The sequence below is a fragment of the Streptomyces endophytica genome, from assembly GCF_026153355.1.
GTDB classification, from domain to species: Bacteria; Actinomycetota; Actinomycetes; order Streptomycetales; family Streptomycetaceae; genus Streptomyces; species Streptomyces endophytica.
The window spans coordinates 3,857,554-3,878,418 of sequence record NZ_CP110636.1 but is presented as its reverse complement, the minus strand read 5'-3'; the positions used below and the strand labels follow the sequence as shown (position 1 = coordinate 3,878,418).

At 72.7% G+C, this 20,865-nt stretch carries 15 protein-coding genes and 2 pseudogenes; 10 read left to right on the top strand and 7 right to left on the bottom strand.

Features of this window, described 5'->3' with window-relative positions; all coding sequences use genetic code 11:
• Window positions 1-485: 485 nt before the first annotated feature.
• The 5 genes and pseudogenes from OJ254_RS17280 to OJ254_RS17260 form a co-directional block, all read right to left on the bottom strand.
• Window positions 486-3,658, bottom strand: a pseudogene (locus OJ254_RS17280) (efflux RND transporter permease subunit).
• A 200-nt stretch (window positions 3,659-3,858) separates the two neighbouring features.
• The gene (locus tag OJ254_RS17275) at window positions 3,859-4,545 is read right to left on the bottom strand and encodes a response regulator (protein WP_265363049.1); all 687 of its coding nucleotides are present in this window, start codon (window positions 4,543-4,545) and stop codon (window positions 3,859-3,861) included.
• Window positions 4,542-5,840, bottom strand: a complete 1,299-nt coding sequence (locus OJ254_RS17270) for a sensor histidine kinase (RefSeq protein WP_265363048.1) — start codon at window positions 5,838-5,840, stop codon at window positions 4,542-4,544. Before OJ254_RS17270 ends, OJ254_RS17275 begins: the two co-directional genes overlap by 4 nt.
• 127 nt (window positions 5,841-5,967) lie before the next feature.
• Window positions 5,968-6,246, bottom strand: coding sequence for a PspA-associated protein PspAA (gene pspAA / locus OJ254_RS17265; RefSeq protein WP_030415434.1), 279 nt, complete (start codon window positions 6,244-6,246; stop codon window positions 5,968-5,970).
• Window positions 6,247-6,310: 64 nt separating this feature from the next.
• Window positions 6,311-7,111 (bottom strand): PspA/IM30 family protein, encoded by an 801-nt coding sequence (locus tag OJ254_RS17260; protein WP_279350977.1) that lies wholly within the window; start codon window positions 7,109-7,111, stop codon window positions 6,311-6,313.
• A gap of 283 nt (window positions 7,112-7,394) precedes the next feature.
• Between OJ254_RS17260 and OJ254_RS17255 the strand changes: the two are divergent.
• A pseudogene (locus OJ254_RS17255) lies at window positions 7,395-7,990 on the top strand (DUF3043 domain-containing protein).
• Between the two features lie 72 nt (window positions 7,991-8,062).
• On the opposite strand, the gene OJ254_RS17250 reads toward OJ254_RS17255, so the two are convergent.
• On the bottom strand, window positions 8,063-8,278 hold the full coding sequence (locus OJ254_RS17250; RefSeq protein ID WP_265363047.1) for a hypothetical protein: 216 nt from the start codon (window positions 8,276-8,278) through the stop codon (window positions 8,063-8,065).
• Between the two features lie 122 nt (window positions 8,279-8,400).
• Between OJ254_RS17250 and OJ254_RS17245 the strand changes: the two genes are divergently transcribed.
• The 5 genes from OJ254_RS17245 (at window position 8,401) to OJ254_RS17225 (ending at window position 14,016) form a co-directional block, all read left to right on the top strand.
• Window positions 8,401-9,678 (top strand): bifunctional adenosylcobinamide kinase/adenosylcobinamide-phosphate guanylyltransferase, encoded by a 1,278-nt coding sequence (locus OJ254_RS17245; protein ID WP_265363046.1) that lies wholly within the window; start codon window positions 8,401-8,403, stop codon window positions 9,676-9,678.
• Window positions 9,679-9,740: 62 nt separating this feature from the next.
• Window positions 9,741-10,367 (top strand): class I SAM-dependent methyltransferase, encoded by a 627-nt coding sequence (locus OJ254_RS17240; protein ID WP_265363045.1) that lies wholly within the window; start codon window positions 9,741-9,743, stop codon window positions 10,365-10,367.
• Window positions 10,368-10,377: 10 nt separating this feature from the next.
• Entirely contained in the window at window positions 10,378-11,424 is a 1,047-nt protein-coding gene (gene cobT / locus OJ254_RS17235) for a nicotinate-nucleotide--dimethylbenzimidazole phosphoribosyltransferase (protein ID WP_265363044.1), read from the top strand.
• 106 nt (window positions 11,425-11,530) lie between these two features.
• Window positions 11,531-13,291 (top strand): phosphatidylglycerol lysyltransferase domain-containing protein, encoded by a 1,761-nt coding sequence (locus OJ254_RS17230; RefSeq protein WP_265363042.1) that lies wholly within the window; start codon window positions 11,531-11,533, stop codon window positions 13,289-13,291.
• On the top strand, window positions 13,288-14,016 hold the full coding sequence (locus OJ254_RS17225; protein WP_265363041.1) for a hypothetical protein: 729 nt from the start codon (window positions 13,288-13,290) through the stop codon (window positions 14,014-14,016). The genes OJ254_RS17230 and OJ254_RS17225 overlap by 4 nt, the downstream gene beginning before the upstream one ends.
• On the opposite strand, the gene OJ254_RS17220 is transcribed toward OJ254_RS17225, so the two are convergent.
• Entirely contained in the window at window positions 13,991-14,728 is a 738-nt protein-coding gene (locus OJ254_RS17220) for a hypothetical protein (protein WP_265365200.1), read from the bottom strand. The genes OJ254_RS17225 and OJ254_RS17220 overlap by 26 nt on opposite strands.
• Window positions 14,729-14,802: 74 nt before the next feature.
• Here OJ254_RS17220 and OJ254_RS17215 point away from each other — a divergent pair, with 74 nt between their 5' ends.
• The 4 genes from OJ254_RS17215 to sucB all read left to right on the top strand — a co-directional run bounded on the left by OJ254_RS17215 (window position 14,803) and on the right by sucB (window position 20,843).
• A complete protein-coding gene (locus tag OJ254_RS17215; RefSeq protein WP_265363040.1) occupies window positions 14,803-15,597 on the top strand; it encodes an adenosylcobinamide-GDP ribazoletransferase in 795 nt (264 codons plus the stop codon).
• Window positions 15,598-15,785: 188 nt separating this feature from the next.
• A complete protein-coding gene (locus OJ254_RS17210) occupies window positions 15,786-17,327 on the top strand; it encodes a leucyl aminopeptidase (protein ID WP_265363039.1) in 1,542 nt (513 codons plus the stop codon).
• A gap of 320 nt (window positions 17,328-17,647) precedes the next feature.
• Window positions 17,648-19,036 (top strand): dihydrolipoyl dehydrogenase, encoded by a 1,389-nt coding sequence (lpdA, locus tag OJ254_RS17205; RefSeq protein ID WP_261951927.1) that lies wholly within the window; start codon window positions 17,648-17,650, stop codon window positions 19,034-19,036.
• A 55-nt stretch (window positions 19,037-19,091) separates the two neighbouring features.
• Window positions 19,092-20,843: a 2-oxoglutarate dehydrogenase, E2 component, dihydrolipoamide succinyltransferase gene (gene sucB / locus OJ254_RS17200; protein WP_265363038.1), complete on the top strand. Its 1,752-nt coding sequence runs from the start codon at window positions 19,092-19,094 to the stop codon at window positions 20,841-20,843.
• Window positions 20,844-20,865 lie beyond the last annotated feature (22 nt).

Sequence of the window (20,865 nt, the reverse complement as noted above, 5' to 3'; positions counted from 1 at the left end):
GCACCTTTCCAGGCGGTCCAGAACGCGGCGAAGCGGTCCTCGCCGACCTGGCGGCGGGCGGTGTCGAGGTAGAGGCGGGCCGTGCCGGTGGCGTGCAGGTCGAACGCGGCGAAGCCGGTGAGCGGGACGCAGTGGGTGATGAAGTCGGTCAGTTCGTCGGGGAGTTGGGCGGCGAGCGGGCCCGGTGGATCTTCTGGCAGGTCGTGCGGCTCGTCGTCGGCGGCCGATGCGGGGACGGTCATCGTTCTCCTCCCGGAGCGGCATATGCGGCATATACCGCTGGCCATGCTTCTCAACTCCGGTCCACACATGCGGACATGCGGCGATAAACCACTGAAAGGCGTATGACGGGAGGTCAGTTGGCGAAGGGGAAGCCCCCGGCGCACGGCCGGGGGCGCACTGCGGGGCCGGGGGTGCGGCCACGAAGGAGCCCCCGCGGCCGGATGCGGCTGCGGGGGCTCGGTTCGGGAGGCCGGGGGGGGCGGTCAGACGCCCGCGGGCTCCGGGGTGGGCTCGTTCTGCTCGGTGGGCGTGCCGGACTTCTCGGCCCGCTTGGCGGCCTTCTTCTTCGCCCGGCGCTCCTTGCGGAGTTCGATCATCGCGTAGAGCGTCGGGACGAGGAGGAGGGTGAGCAGGGTGGAGCTGATCAGACCGCCGATCACGACCACGGCCAGCGGCTGGGAGATGAAGCCGCCGTCACCGGTGATGGACGCGGCCATCGGCAGCAGCGCCATGATCGTGGCCAGGGCGGTCATCAGGATCGGGCGGAGCCGGTGCCGGCCGCCCTCGATGACCGCCTCGACGACGCCGTAGCCCTGGGCCCGGTACTGGTTGATCAGGTCGATCAGCACGATGGCGTTGGTGACCACGATGCCGATCAGCATCAGCATGCCGATCATCGCCGGGACGCCCAGCGGGGTGCCGGTGGCGATGAGCAGGCCGACCGCGCCGGTGGCGGCGAACGGGATGGAGACCAGCAGGATCAGCGGCTGGATCAGCGACCGGAAGGTGCCGACCAGCAGCATGAAGACGATGGCGATGGCGGCCAGCATGGCCAGGCCGAGCGAGGAGAACGCGTCGGACTGGTCCTGGGAGACGCCGCCGATGGTGGCGGTGGCGCCGTCCGGCAGCTTCAGGCCGTTGATCTCGCTCTGCAGCTTGGCGCTGACCGCGCCGGTGTTGTCACCGGTCGGCTTGGCGGTGATGGTCGCCGAGCGGGCCCCGTCGATCCGGGTCATCTGGACCGGTCCGGGCATGGTCTTGACGGTGGCGAGGGTGCCGAGCGGTGCCGGGCCGGCCGGGGTCGGGATCGCCAGCTTCTTCAACTGGGCCTCGGTGGTGGCCGGGTGGGCCGCCTTGATGACGATGTCCCGCTCGGTGTTGTCCAGGACGGCCGTGCCGGTGGTGGTGCCGCGGACCGCCTGGGCGACGGCGCCGCCGAGCGTGGTCTGGTTGTAACCGGCAGCGGCGGCCTTGGCGTTGGGCGTGACGGAGATCCGCGGCACGCTCTGCGCGAGGTCGCTCTGGACGTCGGTGACGTGGTCGAGCCCGGCGACGGCCTTGCGGACCTGCTCGCTGGCCTTCTTCAGCACGTCGGCGTCGGCGGCCTTCACGACCACGCTGAGGTCCTGGTTGCCGAAGCCGCCGCCCGCGGTGATCGTCGTGTCGCCGATGGCCGGGCCGAGCTTGTCGAGCTCCGCGCGCAGGTGGTCGGTGACCTTGCCGGAGTCCCCCGAGTCCTTCAGCTTGACCTGGTAGGACGCCTGGTTGGCGCCGGTGCCGCCGCCGAAGGCCGCCATGAAGCCGGAGGAGCCGACGGTGACCTGGTAGTCGGCGATGTCGTCGTCGGCCGCGAGCAGCTTCTCGACCTTCTTCGCCTGGGCGTCGGACGCGTCGAGGCTGGTGCCGGGCTTGAGCTCCTGCTTGACGGTCAGGGTGTCCTGGTCGCCCTGGTCGAAGAAGTTGGTCTTCAGCAGGGGGCCCATGGCGAACGTGCCGATGAGCACGACGACCGCGATGACCAGGCTGGTGACCCGGCGGCGGGTGGCGAAGCGCAGGACCGGGACGTAGAGGCGCTGCAGGGCGCTGCGGGTCTCCTTCTCCTCGGCCTGGCGGCGCAGTTCGTCCACGGTGGTGCCCTCGGGGATCTGCGGGGCGCGCAGGAACCAGTAGGACAGGACCGGCACGACGGTGAGGGAGACGATCAGCGAGGAGAGCAGGGCGACGGTCACGGTCAGCGAGAACGAGCCGAAGAGCGCGCCGACCATGCCGCCGACCACGCCGATCGGGAGGAACACCGCGACGGTGGTGAGGGTCGAGGAGGTGATCGCGCCGGAGACCTCCTTGACGGCGGAGAGGATGGCCTCGCGGCGCTCCTCGCCGTAGCCCAGGTGCCGCTTGATGTTCTCCAGGACGACGATGGAGTCGTCGACGACCCGGCCGATCGCGATGGTGAGCGCGCCCAGGGTGAGCATGTTCAGGGACAGGTCACCGGTCCACAGCACGATCAGCGTGATGACGACCGAGAGCGGGATGGAGACCGCGGTGACCAGCGTCGAACGCAGGCTGAGCAGGAAGACCAGGATGACGATGACGGCCATGGCCAGGCCGAGCATGCCCTCGGTGGTCAGCGACTCGATGGACCTGGAGACGGCCGGGCCCTGGTCGGAGACGACCGTGACGGCCGCGCCCTTGCCGAGGTCCTGACGGATCTTGGGGAGCTTGTCCTTGACCGCGTCGGAGATCGCGACCGCGCTGCCGTCCTGGTCCATCGTCACCATGACGGCGAGGCTGGGCTTGCCGTTGGTGCGGGTGAGGGAGGTCGGCGCGGCCGGCTGCTCCTTGACGGTGGCGACGTCGCCGAGCCGGACCGCCTTGCCCGCGGACGGGCCGCCCGCGGCACCACCGGCCCCCGCGGCCGGCGGGACGGTCAGGTCCTTGATCTGCGCGACGGAGGTGAAGCCGGTGCCGACCTGGACGGTCTTGCTCTGGCCGTGCTCGGCGAACGAACCGGCCGGCACGGACGTGCCGCCGGCCTCCAGCGCCTGGCCGAGCGCCTGCGCGGTCAGCCCGGCGGCGGCGAGCTTCTTGTCGTCGGGGGTGACCGCGACGATCCGGTCCTGGACGCCGCTGACGGTGACCTGGCTGACCCCGTCGATGTTCTTCAGGTCCGGGACGACGCCGCGGTTGAGCTGGTCGGCGAGGGTCTGCTGGTCCTTCGTGGAGGAGGAGACGGCGAGGACGACGGTGGGATGTCGTCCGTCGAGCCGGCCACCACCTGCGGGTCGACGTCCTTGGGCAGCTTGGCCCGGGCCCGGTTGACGGCCTGCTGGACGTCGGCGACCAGGCGCTTGGAGTCGTTGCCGTAGTCGAACTGGGCCATGATCACGCCCGAGCCCTCGCTGGACGTCGAGGTGACGCTCTTGATGCCGTCGACCGCCTGGACACCGTCCTCCAGCGGCTCGATCACCTGCTTCTCGACGACATCGGGCGAGGCACCCTGGTACGGCGCGAGCACGGAGACCATCGGGAGTTCGATGGAGGGCAGGAGCTGCTGCTTGAGCTGGGGTATCGCGATGGCGCCGAAGGCGATCGCGACGATCGACATCAGCGCTATCAGGCCCCGTTGTACGAGGCTGAGCCGGGACAGCCAGGACATGGGTGGGGTCTCTCTTCTGTTCTGAAGGCGGGACGGTCGGCGGGGCCGGGGGGCGGGCAGGCGCCCTCATCAGGCCCGACGGCAGGGGCCCGGCGCGGGCCCACTTACACCTTCGGCCATGACCAGGCCGGTTTTCCTCGCTCGCAGGTCGGTTTCCGTCCCGGGCCCGTACCGCGTTCGGAGTACGGGCCGCTCCACCTCTACTGCACCCGTGGGCGTACGAGGCCCGATTCGTAGGCGATGACGACCAGCTGGGCGCGGTCGCGCGCCCCGAGCTTGGCCATCGCGCGGTTCACGTGCGTCTTGACCGTGAGCGGGCTGACCGCGAGCTGTTCGCCGATCTCGTCGTTGGACAGTCCGCCGGCCACCAGGACGAGCACCTCGCGCTCCCGGCCGGTGAGCGTCGCCAGCCGCTCCGCGCCCGGGCCGTCGGGCCCGTCGTCGCCCGGACCGCTGCCCTGGGCGAGGAACTTGGCGATCAGGCCCTTGGTCGCCGCGGGCGACAGCAGCGCCTCGCCGCCCGCCGCGATCCGGATCGCGCCGAGCATCTCGTCCGGTTCGGCGCCCTTGCCGAGGAAGCCGCTGGCGCCGTTGCGCAGCGACTGGACCACGTAGTCGTCGACCTCGAAGGTGGTCAGGATGACCACCCGGACGTCGGTGAGGTCCGGGTCCTCGCTGATCATGCGGGTGGCGGCCAGCCCGTCCACGCCGGGCATCCGGATGTCCATCAGGACGACGTCCGGGCGCTCGGCCTTGGTCAGTTCGTACGCCTGCGCGCCGTCGGAGGCCTCCCCCACCACCCGCATGTCCGGTTCGGAATCCACCAGCACCTTGAACGCGCTGCGCAGCAGCGCCTGGTCGTCGGCGAGCAGCACCTTGATCGTCATGACGTCTCCCCCGTACGGACGTTCTGCAGTGGAAGGGTGACCCGCACCTGGAAGCCGCCGGCCGCGCGGGGGCCGGTCACGATCGTGCCGCCCAGCGCGTAGACCCGCTCGCGCATCCCGATCAGGCCGTGGCCGCCGCCGTTCTCCTCCGGCCCGTCGGTGCCGCCGGGCGGCGGACCGGACCGGTCGGCCCGCTGGCGCGGCACCCCGGCATGGCCCCCGCCGTCGTCGAGGACGGTCACGGTCAGCGCGGAGGCGTGGTACGCGATCCGGATGGTGGCGCGGGCGCCCTCCCCGGCGTGCTTGTGGACGTTGGTGAGCGCCTCCTGGACCACGCGGTAGGCGGTGAGGTCGACGGAGGCGGGCAGCGGGCCGGGCGCCTCGGGCACCTCCAGGTCCACCGGGAGCCCGGCGCGAACGAACCCGTCGACGAGCTGGTCGAGCACGCCGAGCCCCGGCGCGGGCTCGGTCGGCGCCTTCGGGTCGTCGGACTGCCGCAACAGGCCGACCGTGGCGCGGAGTTCCTCCAGCGCCGAACGGGACGCCTCGCGGACGTGCGCGAGGGCCTGCTTGGCCTGGTCGGGGCGGTTGTCCATGACGTGCGAGGCGACCCCGGCCTGGACGTTGACCAGGGCGATGTGGTGGGCCACGACGTCGTGCAGCTCCCGGGCGATGCGCAGCCGCTCCTCGGCGACCCGGCGGCGGGCCTCCTCCTCGCGGGTGCGCTCGGCCCGTTCGGCCCGTTCCCGGATGGCGTCGACGAAGGCGCGGCGGCTGCGGACCGCGTCACCCGCGGCGGCCGCCATACCGGTCCAGGCGAAGATCCCCAGATTCTCCTGGGCGTACCAGGGGCGCGGGCCGTAGAGCATCGCGGAGGCGGTCAGGACGACGACGGTGAGGGCGCCGATCCGCCAGGTCGTGGGGCGGTCGGTGCGCGAGGCGACGGTGTAGAGGGCGATCACCGCGGCGACCGCCACCGGGGCGCGCGGGGTGCTCGCGCTGGCGATCAGTTCGACGAGGGTGAGGGTGCCGGTGGCGGCCAGGACGGAACGCGGCAGCCGGCGGCGCAGGACGAGCGGGGCGCAGGCCAGCGCGGCCAGCACCACGGTGGTGATGGTCAGCTCGTCGGGGGCGATGCGCGGTCCGTGGAGGCGGTGCGGGTCGGCCACCGCGCCGAACAGGATGCAGACGAAGACGGCCACCGCCAGGGCGGCGTCGAACGCGAACGGATGCGTCCGGTACCAGGCGAAGCGGCCGGCGCGGGCCGCGTCCGGGCGGGGGTCGAGGAGACTCACAACAGCAAACGGTAGCGCCCCGGTCCGCGGGGGACCGGGGCGCCGGGTGCCGGTGCACTGGAGAGGGGCGGCCGGTGGCGGCCGGCCGCGCGGGCGCGGACGGCCGGGTGGCCGTCCGCGGGCGGGCTCAGCCCGGGATCAGGCCGTCGTCGCTGAGCATCTCCCGGACCTCGGCGAGCGTGGCGTCGGGGGACGGCAGGATCAGTTCGGACGGTTCGAGGGCGTCGTCGGGGAGCGGGGTGCCCATACGGCGCACCGCGTCCAGGAGAGCGCCGAGCGTGCGCCGGAAGCCGGCCTCGTCACCGCTCTCCATCTCTTCGAGCAGTTCGTCGTCCAGCTTGTTGAGCTCGATGAAGTGGGCATCGTCCAGCTTCACCTGGCCCTCCCCCATGATCCGTACGATCACGACGGTCTCCCTTGGTCCGCTCCGACGGTCTCGCGATCCCTGCGAGGCTAACCGCCGCCGGTCGTCACTGCTTGTCGAAACGCGGCTGGTCCTGCTGCGGGGTGGGCCGGCCCTGGCCGCCCTGACCGCTCTCGATGGCCTGCTGACCGGCCGACGAGCCGCCCGCCAGCTCGGCCTTCATCCGCTGCAGCTCCAGCTCGACGTCGCTGCCGCCGGAGAGCCGGTCCAGCTCGGCGGTGATGTCGTCCTTGGCCATGCCGGACGGGTCGTCCAGCGCGCCGGACGCCATCAGCTCGTCGATCGCGCCGGCCCGGGCCTGCAGCTGCGCGGTCTTGTCCTCCGCGCGCTGGATGGCCAGACCGACGTCGCCCATCTCCTCGGAGATGCCGGAGAACGCCTCGCCGATCCGGGTCTGCGCCTGGGCCGCCGTGTACGTGGCCTTGATCGTCTCCTTCTTCGTGCGGAAGGCGTCGACCTTGGCCTGCAGCCGCTGCGCGGCGAGCGTGAGCTTCTCCTCCTCACCCTGCAGCGTCTGGTGCTGCGTCTCCAGGTCCGTGACCTGCTGCTGCAGCGCGCTGCGCCGGGTCAGCGCCTCGCGGGCCAGGTCCTCACGGCCGAGCGCCAGCGCCTTGCGGCCCTGGTCCTCCAGCTTGGCGGACTGGCCCTGGAGCTGGTTGAGCTGCAGCTCCAGGCGCTTGCGGGAGGTCGCCACGTCGGCGACGCCGCGGCGTACCTTCTGCAGCAACTCCAGCTGCTTCTGGTACGAGTAGTCGAGGGTCTCGCGCGGGTCTTCGGCCCGGTCCAGGGCCTTGTTGGCCTTCGCGCGGAAGATCATCCCCATCCGCTTCATGACACCATCGCTCATGGGCCTCGCGCGCCCCCTTCTGACCGACTTGCATCGGGCTTAGGCTCCAGCACATCTACAGACCCCACAGTACGGGCCCTGGTTCCATTACCGCACTGTTCGCGCCCGGATGCGCTCCTCCTCCAGGACGATCGGGACGGCCTTTCCTCCCGCGCAAGGAGTAGGGAAGGGGTTGCGGGGCGTCGCCGGACGGGGGTCGCGGGCGGCCTTCCGGGGGTCCCGTTGCCGGATCGTGCCCGTCGGCCCCTGGTCCCCGGGCGGCGACCACGTACTCTTGGGTGTTGTGTTCCGAAGCCGTTCGAAGGATGAGCAGGCCGCGACCGCCAAGGTGACCGCGGACCAGCCCCAGCAGCCCCGCGACCCGCAGGCCCCAAGGGCCGCCCGACGCCCAAGCGCAGCGACTCCCAGTCGCAGCGCCGGGCCCGTGCGCACACCCCCACCAACCGCAAGGACGCGGCGAAGGCCCAGCGTGAGGCCCGCCGTACCGATCTCGCCCGGCAGCGCGAGGCGCTGGCCAACGGCGACGAGCGGTACCTGCCGGTGCGGGACAAGGGACCGGTGCGCCGGTTCGCCCGGGACTACGTCGACTCGCGCTGGTGCGTCGCGGAGTTCTTCCTGCCGATGGCCGTGGTGATCCTGGTGCTGACCATGATCCGGGTGCCGTCGATCCAGAGCATCGCGCTGCTGCTGTGGCTCGTGATCATCGTGCTGATCGTGCTGGACTCGATCCTGATCTGGTTCCGCCTGAGCAAGCGGCTGCAGGAGAAGTTCCCGAACGAGAACCTCAAGGGCGTGAAGGCCTACGCGGTCATGCGCACGCTCCAGATGCGGCGGCTGCGGCTGCCCAAGCCGCAGGTCAAGCGCGGCCAGCGGCCGTAAGCGCGGCATGACGAAGGGCCGGGTCCGCCGGGGGGCGGGTCCGGCCCTTCGTGCTGTTCCGGGCGGGCTGCTTCAGTCTTCCTCGGCCGCGTGCAGGCTCATCGGGGCCGCGTAGATCTCCTGGCCGTCCTCGAAGAGACGGACCTGGTCGACGCCGCCTTCGAGGAGGGCCTTCCACTCCTCGCCGATCCAGGACTCCGCGTCGCCCTGCGTCGTGAACTCCTCCGGTTCCACGGCGGGGACCGCCTCCGCACCGTCCGTCTTCTCGAAACGCCACGTCCACGCCATGTCCGCCTCCTGGATCCCACCGGGTACGTGAAGTCGTGCTTCCGTGCTGATCGAGAGCCTAACGGCCGTGTCGAGTCCGCCCCCGCCGCGCTCACCGGGAGCGGACGCGAGAAACTCGCGGTGTGGATGTGACTCTCCTCGGTACCGGGGCCCCGCTCGGGCTGCCGCGCCCCGACTGCCCGTGTGCCGCCTGTGCGACCGCCGTCGGCGACGAGGCGCGGGCGGCGACCGCGCTGCTGGTCGACGGCGCGCTGCTGATCGACCTGACGCCGGGTCCGGCCTTCGCGGCCGCCCGCGCCGGGCAGTCGCTGGCCGGCGTACGGCAGGTGCTGCTGTCGCATCCGCACGAGGGGCCGGCGATGGAGGTGCCGGCCGGGCTGCCGACCCCGGGCCGGGTCGCCGACGGCCGGGAACTGGCACTGCTCGACGGGCACCGGATCCGGGCCCTGGCGGTGGACATCCCGGGCACCGCGTACGAGATCTCCGGGCCGGCCGGCGAGCGCCTCTTGTATCTGCCGCCGGGTGCGGCACCGGCCGGGCTGGTGGACGGGAACGGGGTCGCCGGCGGCGGCTACGACGGCGCCGGCGGCAACGGCCCGTACGACCTGGTGCTGCTCGACGTCCTGGGGCGGCCGGACGCGCTGGCGCGGCTGCGGGCGAGCGGGGCGGTGGACGCGGCGACGGACGTGGTCGCGGTGCACCTCGACCACGACGTGCCGCCGGGACCCGAACTGCACCGCAGGCTGGCGGCGGTGGGCGCGCGGGCGGTGCCGGACGGCAGTGCGCTGGTGGTCGGCGAGTACCACGCGGTGCCGGACCTGCCGCGGCGGACGCTGGTGCTGGGCGGGGCGCGCAGCGGGAAGTCGGTGGAGGCGGAGCGGCGGCTGGCGGCGTTCCCGGACGTGCTGTACGTGGCCACCGGCGGCGGCCGGGACGGCGACGCGGACTGGGCGGCGCGGATCTCGCTGCACCGGGAGCGGCGGCCCAGCAGCTGGCGGACCGTCGAGACCTGCGACCTGGTCCCGTTGCTGGCGGCGGACGGGCCGGACGGCGGTGCGGAGGCGACGGACCGGCCGGTGGGTTCGCCGCTGCTCATCGACTGTCTGGCGCTGTGGCTGACGCACGTGATGGACGAGGTCGGGGCGTGGGACGACGAGACCTGGGAGGGCGGTGGCCGGAAGGCCCTGCGGGAGCGGACCGACGCGCTGGTGGCCGCGGTGCGGGCGACGCGGCGGCCGGTGGTGGCGGTCAGCAACGAGGTCGGCTCGGGGGTGGTGCCGGCGACCCCGGCGGGCCGCCGGTTCCGGGACGAACTGGGGCGGCTGAACGCGTCGTTCGGCGCGGAGTGCGAGCAGGTGCTGCTGGTCGTCGCGGGCCAGGCGCTTGCGCTGCGCGGATGACACCGGCCCGGACGCGCCCGTGTCCGCTTGCCCGGGGGCGCGGCGCCGGGTGGTCTTGATGCGTGACCGGATACGGGCTGACCGAGTGCGTCGACGCGGCCGTGCGTGCCTATCTGGCCGAGCGCCCGGAGGCGACCGTGGTCGCACTGGACGAGGGCCTCGGCACCGGCTTCTGGCGGCTGGACAACGGCCGGCTGCACTGGCTGTCGGTGCTGCCGGAGGAGGCCGCCGCGGTGCGCCGGATGCTGCTGCCGGACACCGCCCGGCGGCACACCCTCGCCCGGGAGCCGGCCGGCCGGGAGTGGCCGGCGGCGGTGCCCGGGACGTCCCGCGGGGTCGTGGTCGTCGCGGCGGGGGTGCTGCGGCGGCTGCCGCTGCCGGCCGGGCGGGCGCTGCTGGCGGTGTGCGCGGCGCGGTTCCCCGGTGGTGCACTGGTCTTCGACGCGCTGCCGCGGCGCGCGGCCGCCCTGGTCGCGGGGCGTCCGGGCCTGGTACCGGGGCACGTGTGCCGGCCGTCGGCGGGGCGGCGCGGGCTGCCGGTCCCGCGGGCGCTGCGGCCGCGGGTGTACGAGGTCCGCTTCGCGGCCGGGCCCGCTGCCGTACCGGAGGGCGAGCGGCCGCGGCGGGGCGGGAGCGGGGCCGGCGACGGCGGCCGCAACCCCGCCGCACGCCGAACGCATTGCCGGTAATCTGCGCCCAATGAGCGCCCTGAACCTCGATGACTTCGCCCATCTGATCGAGCGCCCCGATGGCGGGGTGCGCCGCGACGCCGAGGAGCGGCGGGCGCGGCTGGCCGTACCGCCGGGCGCGCTCGGCCGCCTCGACGAGCTGGGCGAGTGGCTGGCCGGTGCGCAGGCGCAGGTGCCGGTGCGGCCGATCCGGCAGGCCCGGCTGGTGCTGTTCGCCGGCGATCACGGTGTGGCCGAGCTGGGCGTCTCGGCCCGGCCGGCCGGCGGGACGAAGGACCTGGTCCGGGCGGTGCTGGACGGCGCGAGCCCGGCCGCGGTGCTGGCCCGGGGCGCCGGGACACAGCTGCGCGTGGTGGACATGGCGGTGGACTGCGACCCCGGGGAGCTGCCCGAGGAGGTCACCCGGCACCGGGTGCGGCGCGGCAGCGGCCGGATCGACGTCGAGGACGCGCTGACCGCCGAGGAGGCCGAGGCGGCGTTCCGGGCCGGGATGGCGGTCGCGGACGAGGAGGCGGACGCCGGTACGGACCTGGTGGTGCTGGGCGATCTGAGCGTCGGCGGCACGACCGCGGCGAGCACCCTGGTGGCCGCGCTGTGCGGCACCGACGCCTCGGTGGTCACCGGGCGCGGCGGGGCGCGGATCGACGACCTGGCGTGGATGCGCAAGTGCGCGGCGATCCGGGACGCGCTGCGGCGGGCCCGGCCGGTGCTCGGCGACCAGCTGGAGCTGCTGGCCGCGGTCGGCGGCGCGGACCTGACCGCGATCACCGGGTTCCTGCTGCAGAGCGCGGTGCGCCGGACGCCGGTGATCCTGGACGGGGTGGTCTCGGCGGCCTGTGCGCTGGTGGCGCAGCGGGTGGCGTTCCGGGCGCCGGACTGGTGGCTGGCGGGTCAGGCCAGCGGTGAGCCGGCGCAGGCCAAGGCGCTGGACCGGATCGCACTCAACCCTCTGCTCGACCACGGCGTCACTGCGGGCGAGGGGACGGGGGCGCTGCTGGCCCTGCCACTGGTGCAGGCGGCCGCGGCCCTGGCGGCAGAACTTCCCGTACGCGACTGAGGCGCGCGCCGCCCCGGCCGGGGCGGCGCTCCTTCCCGCCCGTACCGGACCACCGGCGACGCCCCATAAGATCTCGGCTTTACACGTTTTTTATGGGAGACATCGCTTGAGTCCGGACGAAGACCGCCGCGAGCAGCGCGGCGGCACCTGGTCACAGCGCGGTGCCGGGTTCGGCATCTGGTACCTGCGCACGGTCACGTTCATCAATCTGCTGAGCGCGGTGTGGGTGTCGTTCGGCAACGACATCCGCCGGCACAACGTCGAGGAGTACTTCACCCCGTACCTGCTGACCGCCGGGTTCGCCTCGGGGGCCTTCTCGCTGTTCCTGTCGGTGACCCTGCGGCGCCGCAAGCGGGCCGCGTGGATCCTGAACCTGGTGCTGTCGGGGCTGCTGGTGGGGCTGTTCGGCTTCGCGCTGGCGGCGGCGCCGGAGTTCCGCGGGCATCCGCAGAACTGGGTGTCGCTGGTGCTGACGGCGGTGTTCGCGGTCGCGCTGGTGGTCGGCCGGCGGGAGTTCTACGCCAAGGGCGACCGGGCGAACCCGAAGCTGGCGGCGGCGGTCGCGATCGGCGGGCTGCTGGTCACCTCGCTGCTGGCGGCGCTGCTGGTGACCGTCACCAACACCGCCCACGACGCGTCCTCGACGTTCGTCACGCGCTGGCGCTACGGCCTGATGCGCCTGGTGTCGCTGGCCGCCGACGACCACGGCTTCCCCGGGATCGACACCCCGAACTGGGTCAACGTCACCATCAACGTGCTGAGCACGCTGCTGCTGGTGGCCGTGCTGTGGGCGGCGTTCCGTTCGGTCCGCAGCACCGAGGCGCTCACCGAGGACGACGAGGAACGGCTGCGCGCCCTGCTGGACCGGCACGGCGACCGGGACTCGCTGGGCTACTTCGCGCTGCGCCGCGACAAGAGCGTGCTGTTCTCGCCCAGCGGCAAGGCGGCGGTCACCTACCGCGTGGTGGGCGGGGTGTCGCTGGCCTCCGGCGATCCGCTGGGCGACCCCGAGGCGTGGCCCGGGGCGATCGAGGTGTGGCTGGCCGAGGCCCGGGCGCACGGCTGGGCGCCGGCCGTGATGGGCGCCAGCGAGGAGGGCGGCACGATCTACGCCCGGCACGGCCTGGACGCGCTGGAGCTGGGCGACGAAGCGATCGTGGAGACCGCGGAGTTCACCCTCGGCGGCCGCGCGATGCGCACCGTGCGGCAGGCGTACAACCGCATCGAGCGGGCCGGCTACACCGTCCGCATCCGGCGGCACGAGGACATTCCGGCCGAGGAGATGGCGCGGCTGCTGGAGCTGGCCGACGACTGGCGGGACGGGGAGACCGAGCGGGGCTTCTCGATGGCGCTGGGCCGGCTCGGCGATCCGGCGGACGGCCGCTGCGTGATGCTGGAGTGCTCCGACGGGCAGGGCGAACTGCGGGCGCTGCTCAGCTTCGTGCCGTGGGGTGCGAAGGGCCTGTCGCTGGATCTGATGCGGCGGGACCGCGGGTCGGAGAACGGGCTGATGGAGTTCATGGTCCTGGAGCTGATCCAGCGCGCGAAAGAGGTGGAGATCACTCAGCTCTCGCTGAACTTCGCGATGTTCCGCTCCGTCTTCGAACGCGGTTCGCGGCTCGGCGCGGGCCCGGTGCTGCGCCTGTGGCGCTCGCTGCTGAGCTTCTTCTCCAGGTGGTGGCAGATCGAATCGCTCTATCGCGCGAATGCGAAATACCGGCCCATCTGGGAACCGCGGTACATGCTCTTCGAGAAGAGCACCGATCTCCTGCGGATCGGCCTGGCCGCCGCCCGGGCGGAAGGCTTCCTGGAAGCACCTGGTCTGCCGAAGTGGCTGAACCGCAAGCACCTGGAGAACGTGAGATGAGTGTGGCCCGTGCGGGGCGGCGGGACATAGCCGTTCTGCGCCGGGCGGCGCGGGCCGAGTGGGGACCGCTGCTGCGGACGGTGCGGTCGGAGCTGATCACGGCCAGGCTGCGGGCGATCCCGGTGACCCTCGCCGCGGTCTGCCTGACACTGGTCTTCCAGTTCGTGCAGAACCAGGCGTGGGGCTACCACGCCATCCAGGACATCGGCTCGGTCCAGGCGTACGAGCACCTGTGGATCGCGCTGCTGCGCACCCCGTTGTCGCTGTTCGTGCCCGCGCTGGACCTCCCGGTGTGGGGCGCGCTGGCGCAGATCCTGGTGGTCTTCGGCATCGCCGAGACCTGCCTGGGCTGGCGCAGGACGCTGCTGGTCGCGTACGTGGCCACGCTCGCCGGGACGATGTACGCCCGGATCGGGATCTGGATGGGCCCGCAGAGCCCGCTGGGCCTGCCCGACTCGGACAAGTACGTCATCGACACCGGTCCCTCGGCGGCCGTGGTGGGCCTGGCGGTGTTCGTGTGCTGGCGCTACCGGGCGTGGTTCACCGGTGCGTTGGTGGTGGGCTCGATGGTCTTCGAGGTGCTGTTCATCAAGAACAACCTGGCCGGCAAGGAGCACCTCGCGGCGATCCTCGGGGTGCTGGTGGTGTGCGGACTGTGGGAGGCCTGGCGGCCGGTGAAGCCGCGGGACGCGCAGCGGGTCACTGGTCGGGGGCACCCCCGATGAGGTGCTCCACCTTGCGGCGCAGGCCCGACCAGCGGCGGTCGTGCCGGTAGGCGCGGACCCTCGCCCGGGCCAGCGCCTTGGGGCGGTTGCGGTAGCAGCGCCTGGCCCACGGTGAGTGGGGCCGGGCCAGCCGCACCGCGCCGAACAGCGCGACGAACGGCACGAACACCCCGACGACCGCCAGCCGCGCCTTCCCCTTCAGCAGCGCGAGCAGCGCGAAGACGAAGTTCACCGCGACCGTCCGGACGACGGTGAGGCGGTCGGCGGTCTCGTCCGGGGTGAGTTCGTTGACGCCGAACGGCAGGAAACCGCCGAGGACCAGCGCGACCAGGGCGACGGTGAGGATGACGACCTCGACGCTCTTGGTGCCCTCCTCGGTCCAGTACACGTCGTCCAGGTGCAGGATCAGCGCGAACTCGTCCAGGACGAGGCCCACGCCGATCCCGAAGAGCACCGCCGCGGCCCCGGACCCGAAGCCGCGCCGGTCGCCGGCGATCGCGATGAAACCGCCGACGACCATCAGCACCACGCCGGGCACCACGTGGTGGACGTGCAGCCCACCGGGCGAGATGTTGCGGAACGGTCCCTTCCCGGCCCGGATCAGCCGGGTGATGGCCCGGGTGACGAGGAACGCCAGCACGAAGGAGGCCAGGGCGAGCAGCAGCGGCAGCTTCCCCGGCTCGACGATGTTGCGGTACCACCAGTGACCCATGGGCACCATTAGGCCCTCTCCTCACGGCCGGGGGCGGCAGGCGGGCACGGCGGACGCCCGGATAGCCTGCCGCGATGACCGAGACCCCCGCTCCCCGGGCCCGTACGGACGCCCTGCGCTTCGCGTTCGGCACGCTGACCGTGCTGCCGGTACGGGTGCACCGCTGGGACCGGGCGGCGGCCCGCGGCGGGATGCTCTGCGCGCCGCTGGCCGGCCTGGTCGTCGGGGGCGCCGCGGCCGCGCTCGGCGGGGCACTGCTGCTGCTCGGCGGCGGCCCGCTGCTGGCCGCGGTCGGCACCGCCGCGGTGCCCGCCGTCCTCACCCGCGGACTGCATCTGGACGGGCTCGCCGACACCGCCGACGGGCTGGGCAGCGGCAAACCCGCCGAGGACGCGCTGCGCATCATGAAGCAGTCCGACATCGGCCCGTTCGGCGTCCTCACGCTGCTGTTCACACTGCTGGCCCAGGTGGCGGCGCTGGCCGGGCTGTACGCGGCGGGCTGGGCGTACGGCGCGCTGGGGGCCGCACTGGCCGCGGTCACCGGCCGGTGCGCGCTGACCCTGGCCTCCCGTACAGGGGTGCCGGCGGCCCGCCCGGAGGGGCTGGGCGCGGCGGTGGCGGGAGCGGTGCCGGTGCGTGCGGCGCTGCTGTGCGCCGCGCTGGTGGTCGCGGGCTGTGCGGCGGCGGGCGCGCTGTGGGGCCCGTACGGCGCGGTGCACGCGGGGCTGGCGGCGGTACTCGGGCTGGCGGCCGGCGAACTGCTGCTGGGGCACTGCCGGCGGCGGTTCGGCGGGGTGACCGGGGACGTGTTCGGCGCGCTCGCGGAGACCGCGGGGCTGACCGCGCTGCTGGCGCTGACCCTCGGATGATCCGGCGGTTTCGCCAACTCCCTTGTATCGTCCATGAGTTGGCCGAGATCGGTACGACCTGCCGCGCAACGGTCCGCGCCGGTACGGCAGCAGGCCGGGCCTCGCGGCGCCGCCGAGCGTAGGCTCGGCCGCAGCAGCGCGCCAAGGCGCGACAACGGATTCCCGGACGGAACAGGACTCTCATCACCGTGACTGCACTGACCCTCAGTACTTCCTCCGCCGCAACGGTGCGCGCGGATGCCGTCGTCGTCGGCGTGGCCAAGGGCGCCAAGGGCGTCGTCGTGGCTCCCGGCGCCGAGGCCGTGGACAAGGCGTTCGGCGGCAAGCTCGCCGGTGTGCTGGAGACCCTCGGCGCGAGTGGTGCCGAGGGCGAGGTGACCAAGCTGCCCGCGGCGGACGGTCTCAAGACGCCGGTCGTGCTGGCGGTCGGCCTCGGCGACGCACCGGCCAAGGGCGACGGCTACGCCCACGAGGCACTGCGGCGCGCCGCGGGCAGTGCCGCCCGGGCGCTGGCCGGCAGCAAGAAGGCCGGCTTCGCGCTGCCGGTCGAGGACGCCGAGGCGGCCGCCGCGGTGGGCGAGGGCGCGCTGCTCGGCGCGTACGCCTTCACCGCCTTCCGCAGCAACGGCGCCGGCAACGGCAAGAACGGCAAGAAGAACGACGCCAAGTCGGCGCCGCTGGCCGAGGTCGCGATCCTCGGCGGCAAGCCGCGCGACAAGGAGTTCAAGGCCGCCACCGAGCGCGCGCAGGCGCTGGCCGCGGAGATCAACCGCGCCCGCGACCTGATCAACACCCCCTCCAACGCCCTGGACCCGAAGTCCTTCGCGGCCGAGGCGCAGGCCGCGGCCAAGGAGTTCGGCCTCAAGGTCGAGGTGCTGGACGAGAAGGCGCTCAAGAAGGGCGGCTACGGCGGTCTGCTGGGCGTCGGCCAGGGTTCGGAGGCCCCGCCGCGGCTGGTGCGGATCGCGCACACCCACCCCAAGGCGGACAAGACCCTGGCCCTGGTCGGCAAGGGCATCACCTACGACTCGGGCGGCATCTCGCTCAAGCCGGCCGGCCACAACGAGACCATGAAGTGCGACATGAGCGGCGCCGCCGCGGTGTTCGCCGCCGTCGTGACCGCGGCCCGGCTGGGCCTGGAGGTGAACGTCACCGGCTGGCTGGCGCTCGCCGAGAACATGCCGTCCGGCTCCGCCACCCGCCCGGGTGACGTGCTGACCATGTACAGCGGCAAGACCGTCGAGGTGCTCAACACCGACGCCGAGGGCCGGCTGGTCCTGGCCGACGCGCTGACCCGGGCCTCGGAGGAGGAGCCGGACGCGATCGTGGACGTCGCCACGCTGACCGGTGCGATGGTGCTGGCGCTCGGCCACCGCCACTTCGGGATCATGGCCAACGACGACGCCTTCCGCACCTCGATCCACGAGATCGCGGAGGAGGTCGGCGAGCAGTCCTGGCCGATGCCGATGCCCGAGCACCTCCGCAAGGGCATGGACTCACCGGTTGCCGACATCGCCAACATGGGTGAGCGGATGGGCGGCGGCCTGGTCGCCGGTCTCTTCCTGAAGGAGTTCATCGGCGAGGGCATCCCGTGGGCCCACCTCGACATCGCCGGCCCGGCCTTCCACGAGGGCTCGCCCTGGGGCTACACCCCCAAGGGCGGCACCGGCTCCGCGGTCCGCACCCTGGTGCGGCTGGCCGAGCGCACCGCCGCGGGCGACCTCGGCTGACGCCGGCCCGTCTGGTCTGATTTGTCCGTACGGCCCCGAGCTCACAGCCCGGGGCCGTCGGTGTGCGTACGGGATGTGTTCGCCCTCAACGAAATCCGTACGTGCATACGCACGGGTAACCCGTTGCCGACCCGCTCTGGGCGGCCGATCGGCCGCCCAGAGCCCGGCCCGCCGTCCCGGCTTCGTTGAACAAGTGCGAAGATGGGTTCTCGGCAGGACAGGGCCCCCCTTACCCAGGGCCGAAATTAAAGCGGCCGAACAACAGCCGCGGTCCGGTCATCGCAGACCGGTCCGGCGCATCCATGCATGGAGGACGTGACGTGGCGAACGACGCCAGCACCGTTTTCGACCTAGTGATCCTCGGCGGTGGTAGCGGTGGTTACGCCGCGGCGCTGCGCGGAGCCCAGCTGGGCCTGGACGTCGCCCTGATCGAGAAGGGCAAGGTCGGCGGTACCTGCCTGCACAACGGCTGCATCCCCACGAAGGCTCTGCTGCACGCCGGTGAGATCGCCGACCAGGCTCGCGAGAGCGAGCAGTTCGGTGTCAAGGCCACTTTCGAGGGCATTGACATGGCGGCGGTCCACAAGTACAAGGACGACGTCATCTCGGGCCTGTACAAGGGCCTGCAGGGTCTGATCGCCTCCCGCAAGGTGACGTACATCGAGGGTGAGGGCCGTCTGTCCTCGCCGACCTCCGTGGACGTGAACGGCCAGCGCGTCCAGGGCCGCCACGTCCTGCTGGCGACCGGCTCCGTGCCGAAGTCCCTGCCGGGCCTGGAGATCGACGGCGACCGCATCATCTCCTCGGACCACGCGCTGAAGCTGGACCGCGTGCCGAAGTCCGCGATCGTCCTGGGCGGCGGCGTGATCGGCGTCGAGTTCGCCTCGGCGTGGAAGTCCTTCGGCACCGACGTCACCATCGTCGAGGGCCTCAAGCACCTCGTCCCGGTCGAGGACGAGAACAGCTCCAAGCTGCTGGAGCGGGCCTTCCGCAAGCGGGGCATCAAGTTCAACCTCGGGACCTTCTTCGACAAGGCCGAGTACACCGCCGACGGCGTCAAGGTCACCCTCGCCGACGGCAAGACCTTCGAGGCCGAGGTGCTCCTGGTCGCGATCGGCCGCGGGCCGGTCTCGGCGGGCCTGGGCTACGAGGAGCAGGGCGTCGCGATGGACCGCGGCTACGTCCTCGTCGACGAGTACATGCAGACCAACGTGCCGACCATCTCGGCCGTCGGTGACCTCGTCCCCACCCTCCAGCTCGCGCACGTCGGCTTCGCCGAGGGCATGCTGGTGGCGGAGCGGCTGGCCGGTCTGAACGTCGTCCCGATCGACTACGACGGCGTGCCGCGGGTGACGTACTGCCACCCCGAGGTCGCTTCGGTGGGCATCTCCGAGGCGAAGGCCAAGGAGCTGTACGGCTCCGACAAGGTCGTCGCCCTGAAGTACAACCTCGCGGGCAACGGCAAGAGCAAGATCCTCAAGACCGCGGGCGAGATCAAGCTCGTCCAGGTCAAGGACGGTGCCGTGGTCGGCGTCCACATGGTCGGTGACCGTATGGGCGAGCAGGTCGGCGAGGCCCAGCTGGTCTACAACTGGGAGGCCCTGCCGGCCGAGGTCGCGCAGCTGGTGCACGCGCACCCGACGCAGAACGAGGCGCTCGGCGAGGCCCACCTGGCCCTGGCCGGCAAGCCCCTCCACTCCCACGACTGACCCAAGTCCGGGCGCGACGACCACATCCCGCAATTCGTAAGGAGCAACCGAAACCATGGCGGTTTCCGTAACCCTTCCGGCGCTCGGCGAGAGCGTCACCGAGGGCACCGTCACCCGCTGGCTGAAGGCCGAGGGTGAGCGCGTAGAGGCCGACGAGCCTCTGCTGGAGGTGTCGACCGACAAGGTCGACACCGAGATCCCGGCCCCCTCCGCCGGCGTCCTGACCTCCATCAAGGTCGCCGAGGACGAGACCGTCGAGGTCGGCGCCGAGCTGGCCGTCATCGACGACGGCACCGGTGCCGCCGCGGCCGCCCCGGCCCCGGCCGCCGCCGAGGCGCCCGCCCCGGCCGCCCCGGCCGCGCAGCCCGAGCCGGCCCCGGCCCCGGCCGCCGAGGCCCCGGCCCCCGCCGCCGCCCCCGCCGGCGGTGCCGAGGGCACCGACGTCGTCCTCCCCGCGCTCGGCGAGAGCGTCACCGAGGGCACCGTCACCCGCTGGCTGAAGGAGGTCGGCGAGGAGGTCCAGGCCGACGAGCCGCTGCTGGAGGTCTCCACCGACAAGGTCGACACCGAGATCCCGGCGCCGGCCTCCGGCACCCTGCTGGAGATCGTGGTCGGCGAGGACGAGACCGCCGAGGTCGGCGCCAAGCTCGCCATCATCGGCGCCAAGGGCGCGGCCCCGGCTGCCCCGGCTCCGGCCGCCCCGGCTCCCGCCGCCGAGCCCACCCCGGCTCCGGCGCCCGCCCCGGCCGCTCCGGCGCCGGCCGCTGCCGCCCCGGCCGCGCCCGCCGCCCCGGCCGCCCCCGCGGCTCCGGCCCCCGCGCCGGCTCCGGCTCCCGCCGCCCCGGCTCCAGTCAGCCCGGCTCCGGCCGCCGGTGAGGGCGAGGGCGCCTACGTCACCCCGCTGGTGCGCAAGCTCGCCGCGGAGAGCGGCGTCGACCTCGCCACGGTCAAGGGCACCGGTGTCGGTGGCCGGATCCGCAAGCAGGACGTCATCGCCGCCGCCGAGGCCGCCAAGGCCGCCGCGCCGGCCGCTGCCGCCCCGGCCGCCGCGCCGTCGAAGGCCCCGGCGCTGGAGGTCTCCCCGCTGCGCGGCCAGACCGTCAAGATGCCGCGGATGCGCAAGGTCATCGGCGACAACATGATGAAGGCCCTGCACAGCCAGGCGCAGCTGACCACCGTGGTCGAGGTGGACATCACCGCGATCATGCGGATGCGCAACAAGGCCAAGGACGCCTTCGCGCAGCGTGAGGGCGTCAAGCTCTCCCCGATGCCGTTCTTCGTCAAGGCCGCTGTCCAGGCGCTGAAGGCCCACCCGGTCGTCAACGCCCGGATCAACGAGGACGACGGCACCATCACCTACTTCGACACCGAGAACGTCGGTATCGCGGTGGACGCGGAGAAGGGCCTGATGACCCCGGTCATCAAGGGTGCGGGCGACCTCAACATCGCCGGTATCGCCCGCAAGACCGCGGAGCTGGCGGGCAAGGTCCGGGGCAACAAGATCACCCCGGACGAGCTCTCCGGTGCGACCTTCACCATCTCCAACACCGGGTCGCGCGGCGCGCTGTTCGACACCGTGATCGTGCCCCCGAACCAGGTCGGTATCCTGGGCATCGGCGCGACCGTCAAGCGTCCGGTGGTCATCAACCACCCGGATCTGGGCGAGACCATCGCGGTGCGCGACATGACCTACCTCGCGCTCTCCTACGACCACCGTCTGGTGGACGGCGCCGACGCCGCCCGCTACCTGACCACGGTCAAGCAGATCCTGGAGGCCGCCGAGTTCGAGACCGAGATCGGTCTCTGAGCTCCGGCAGCCACCCGGTAGG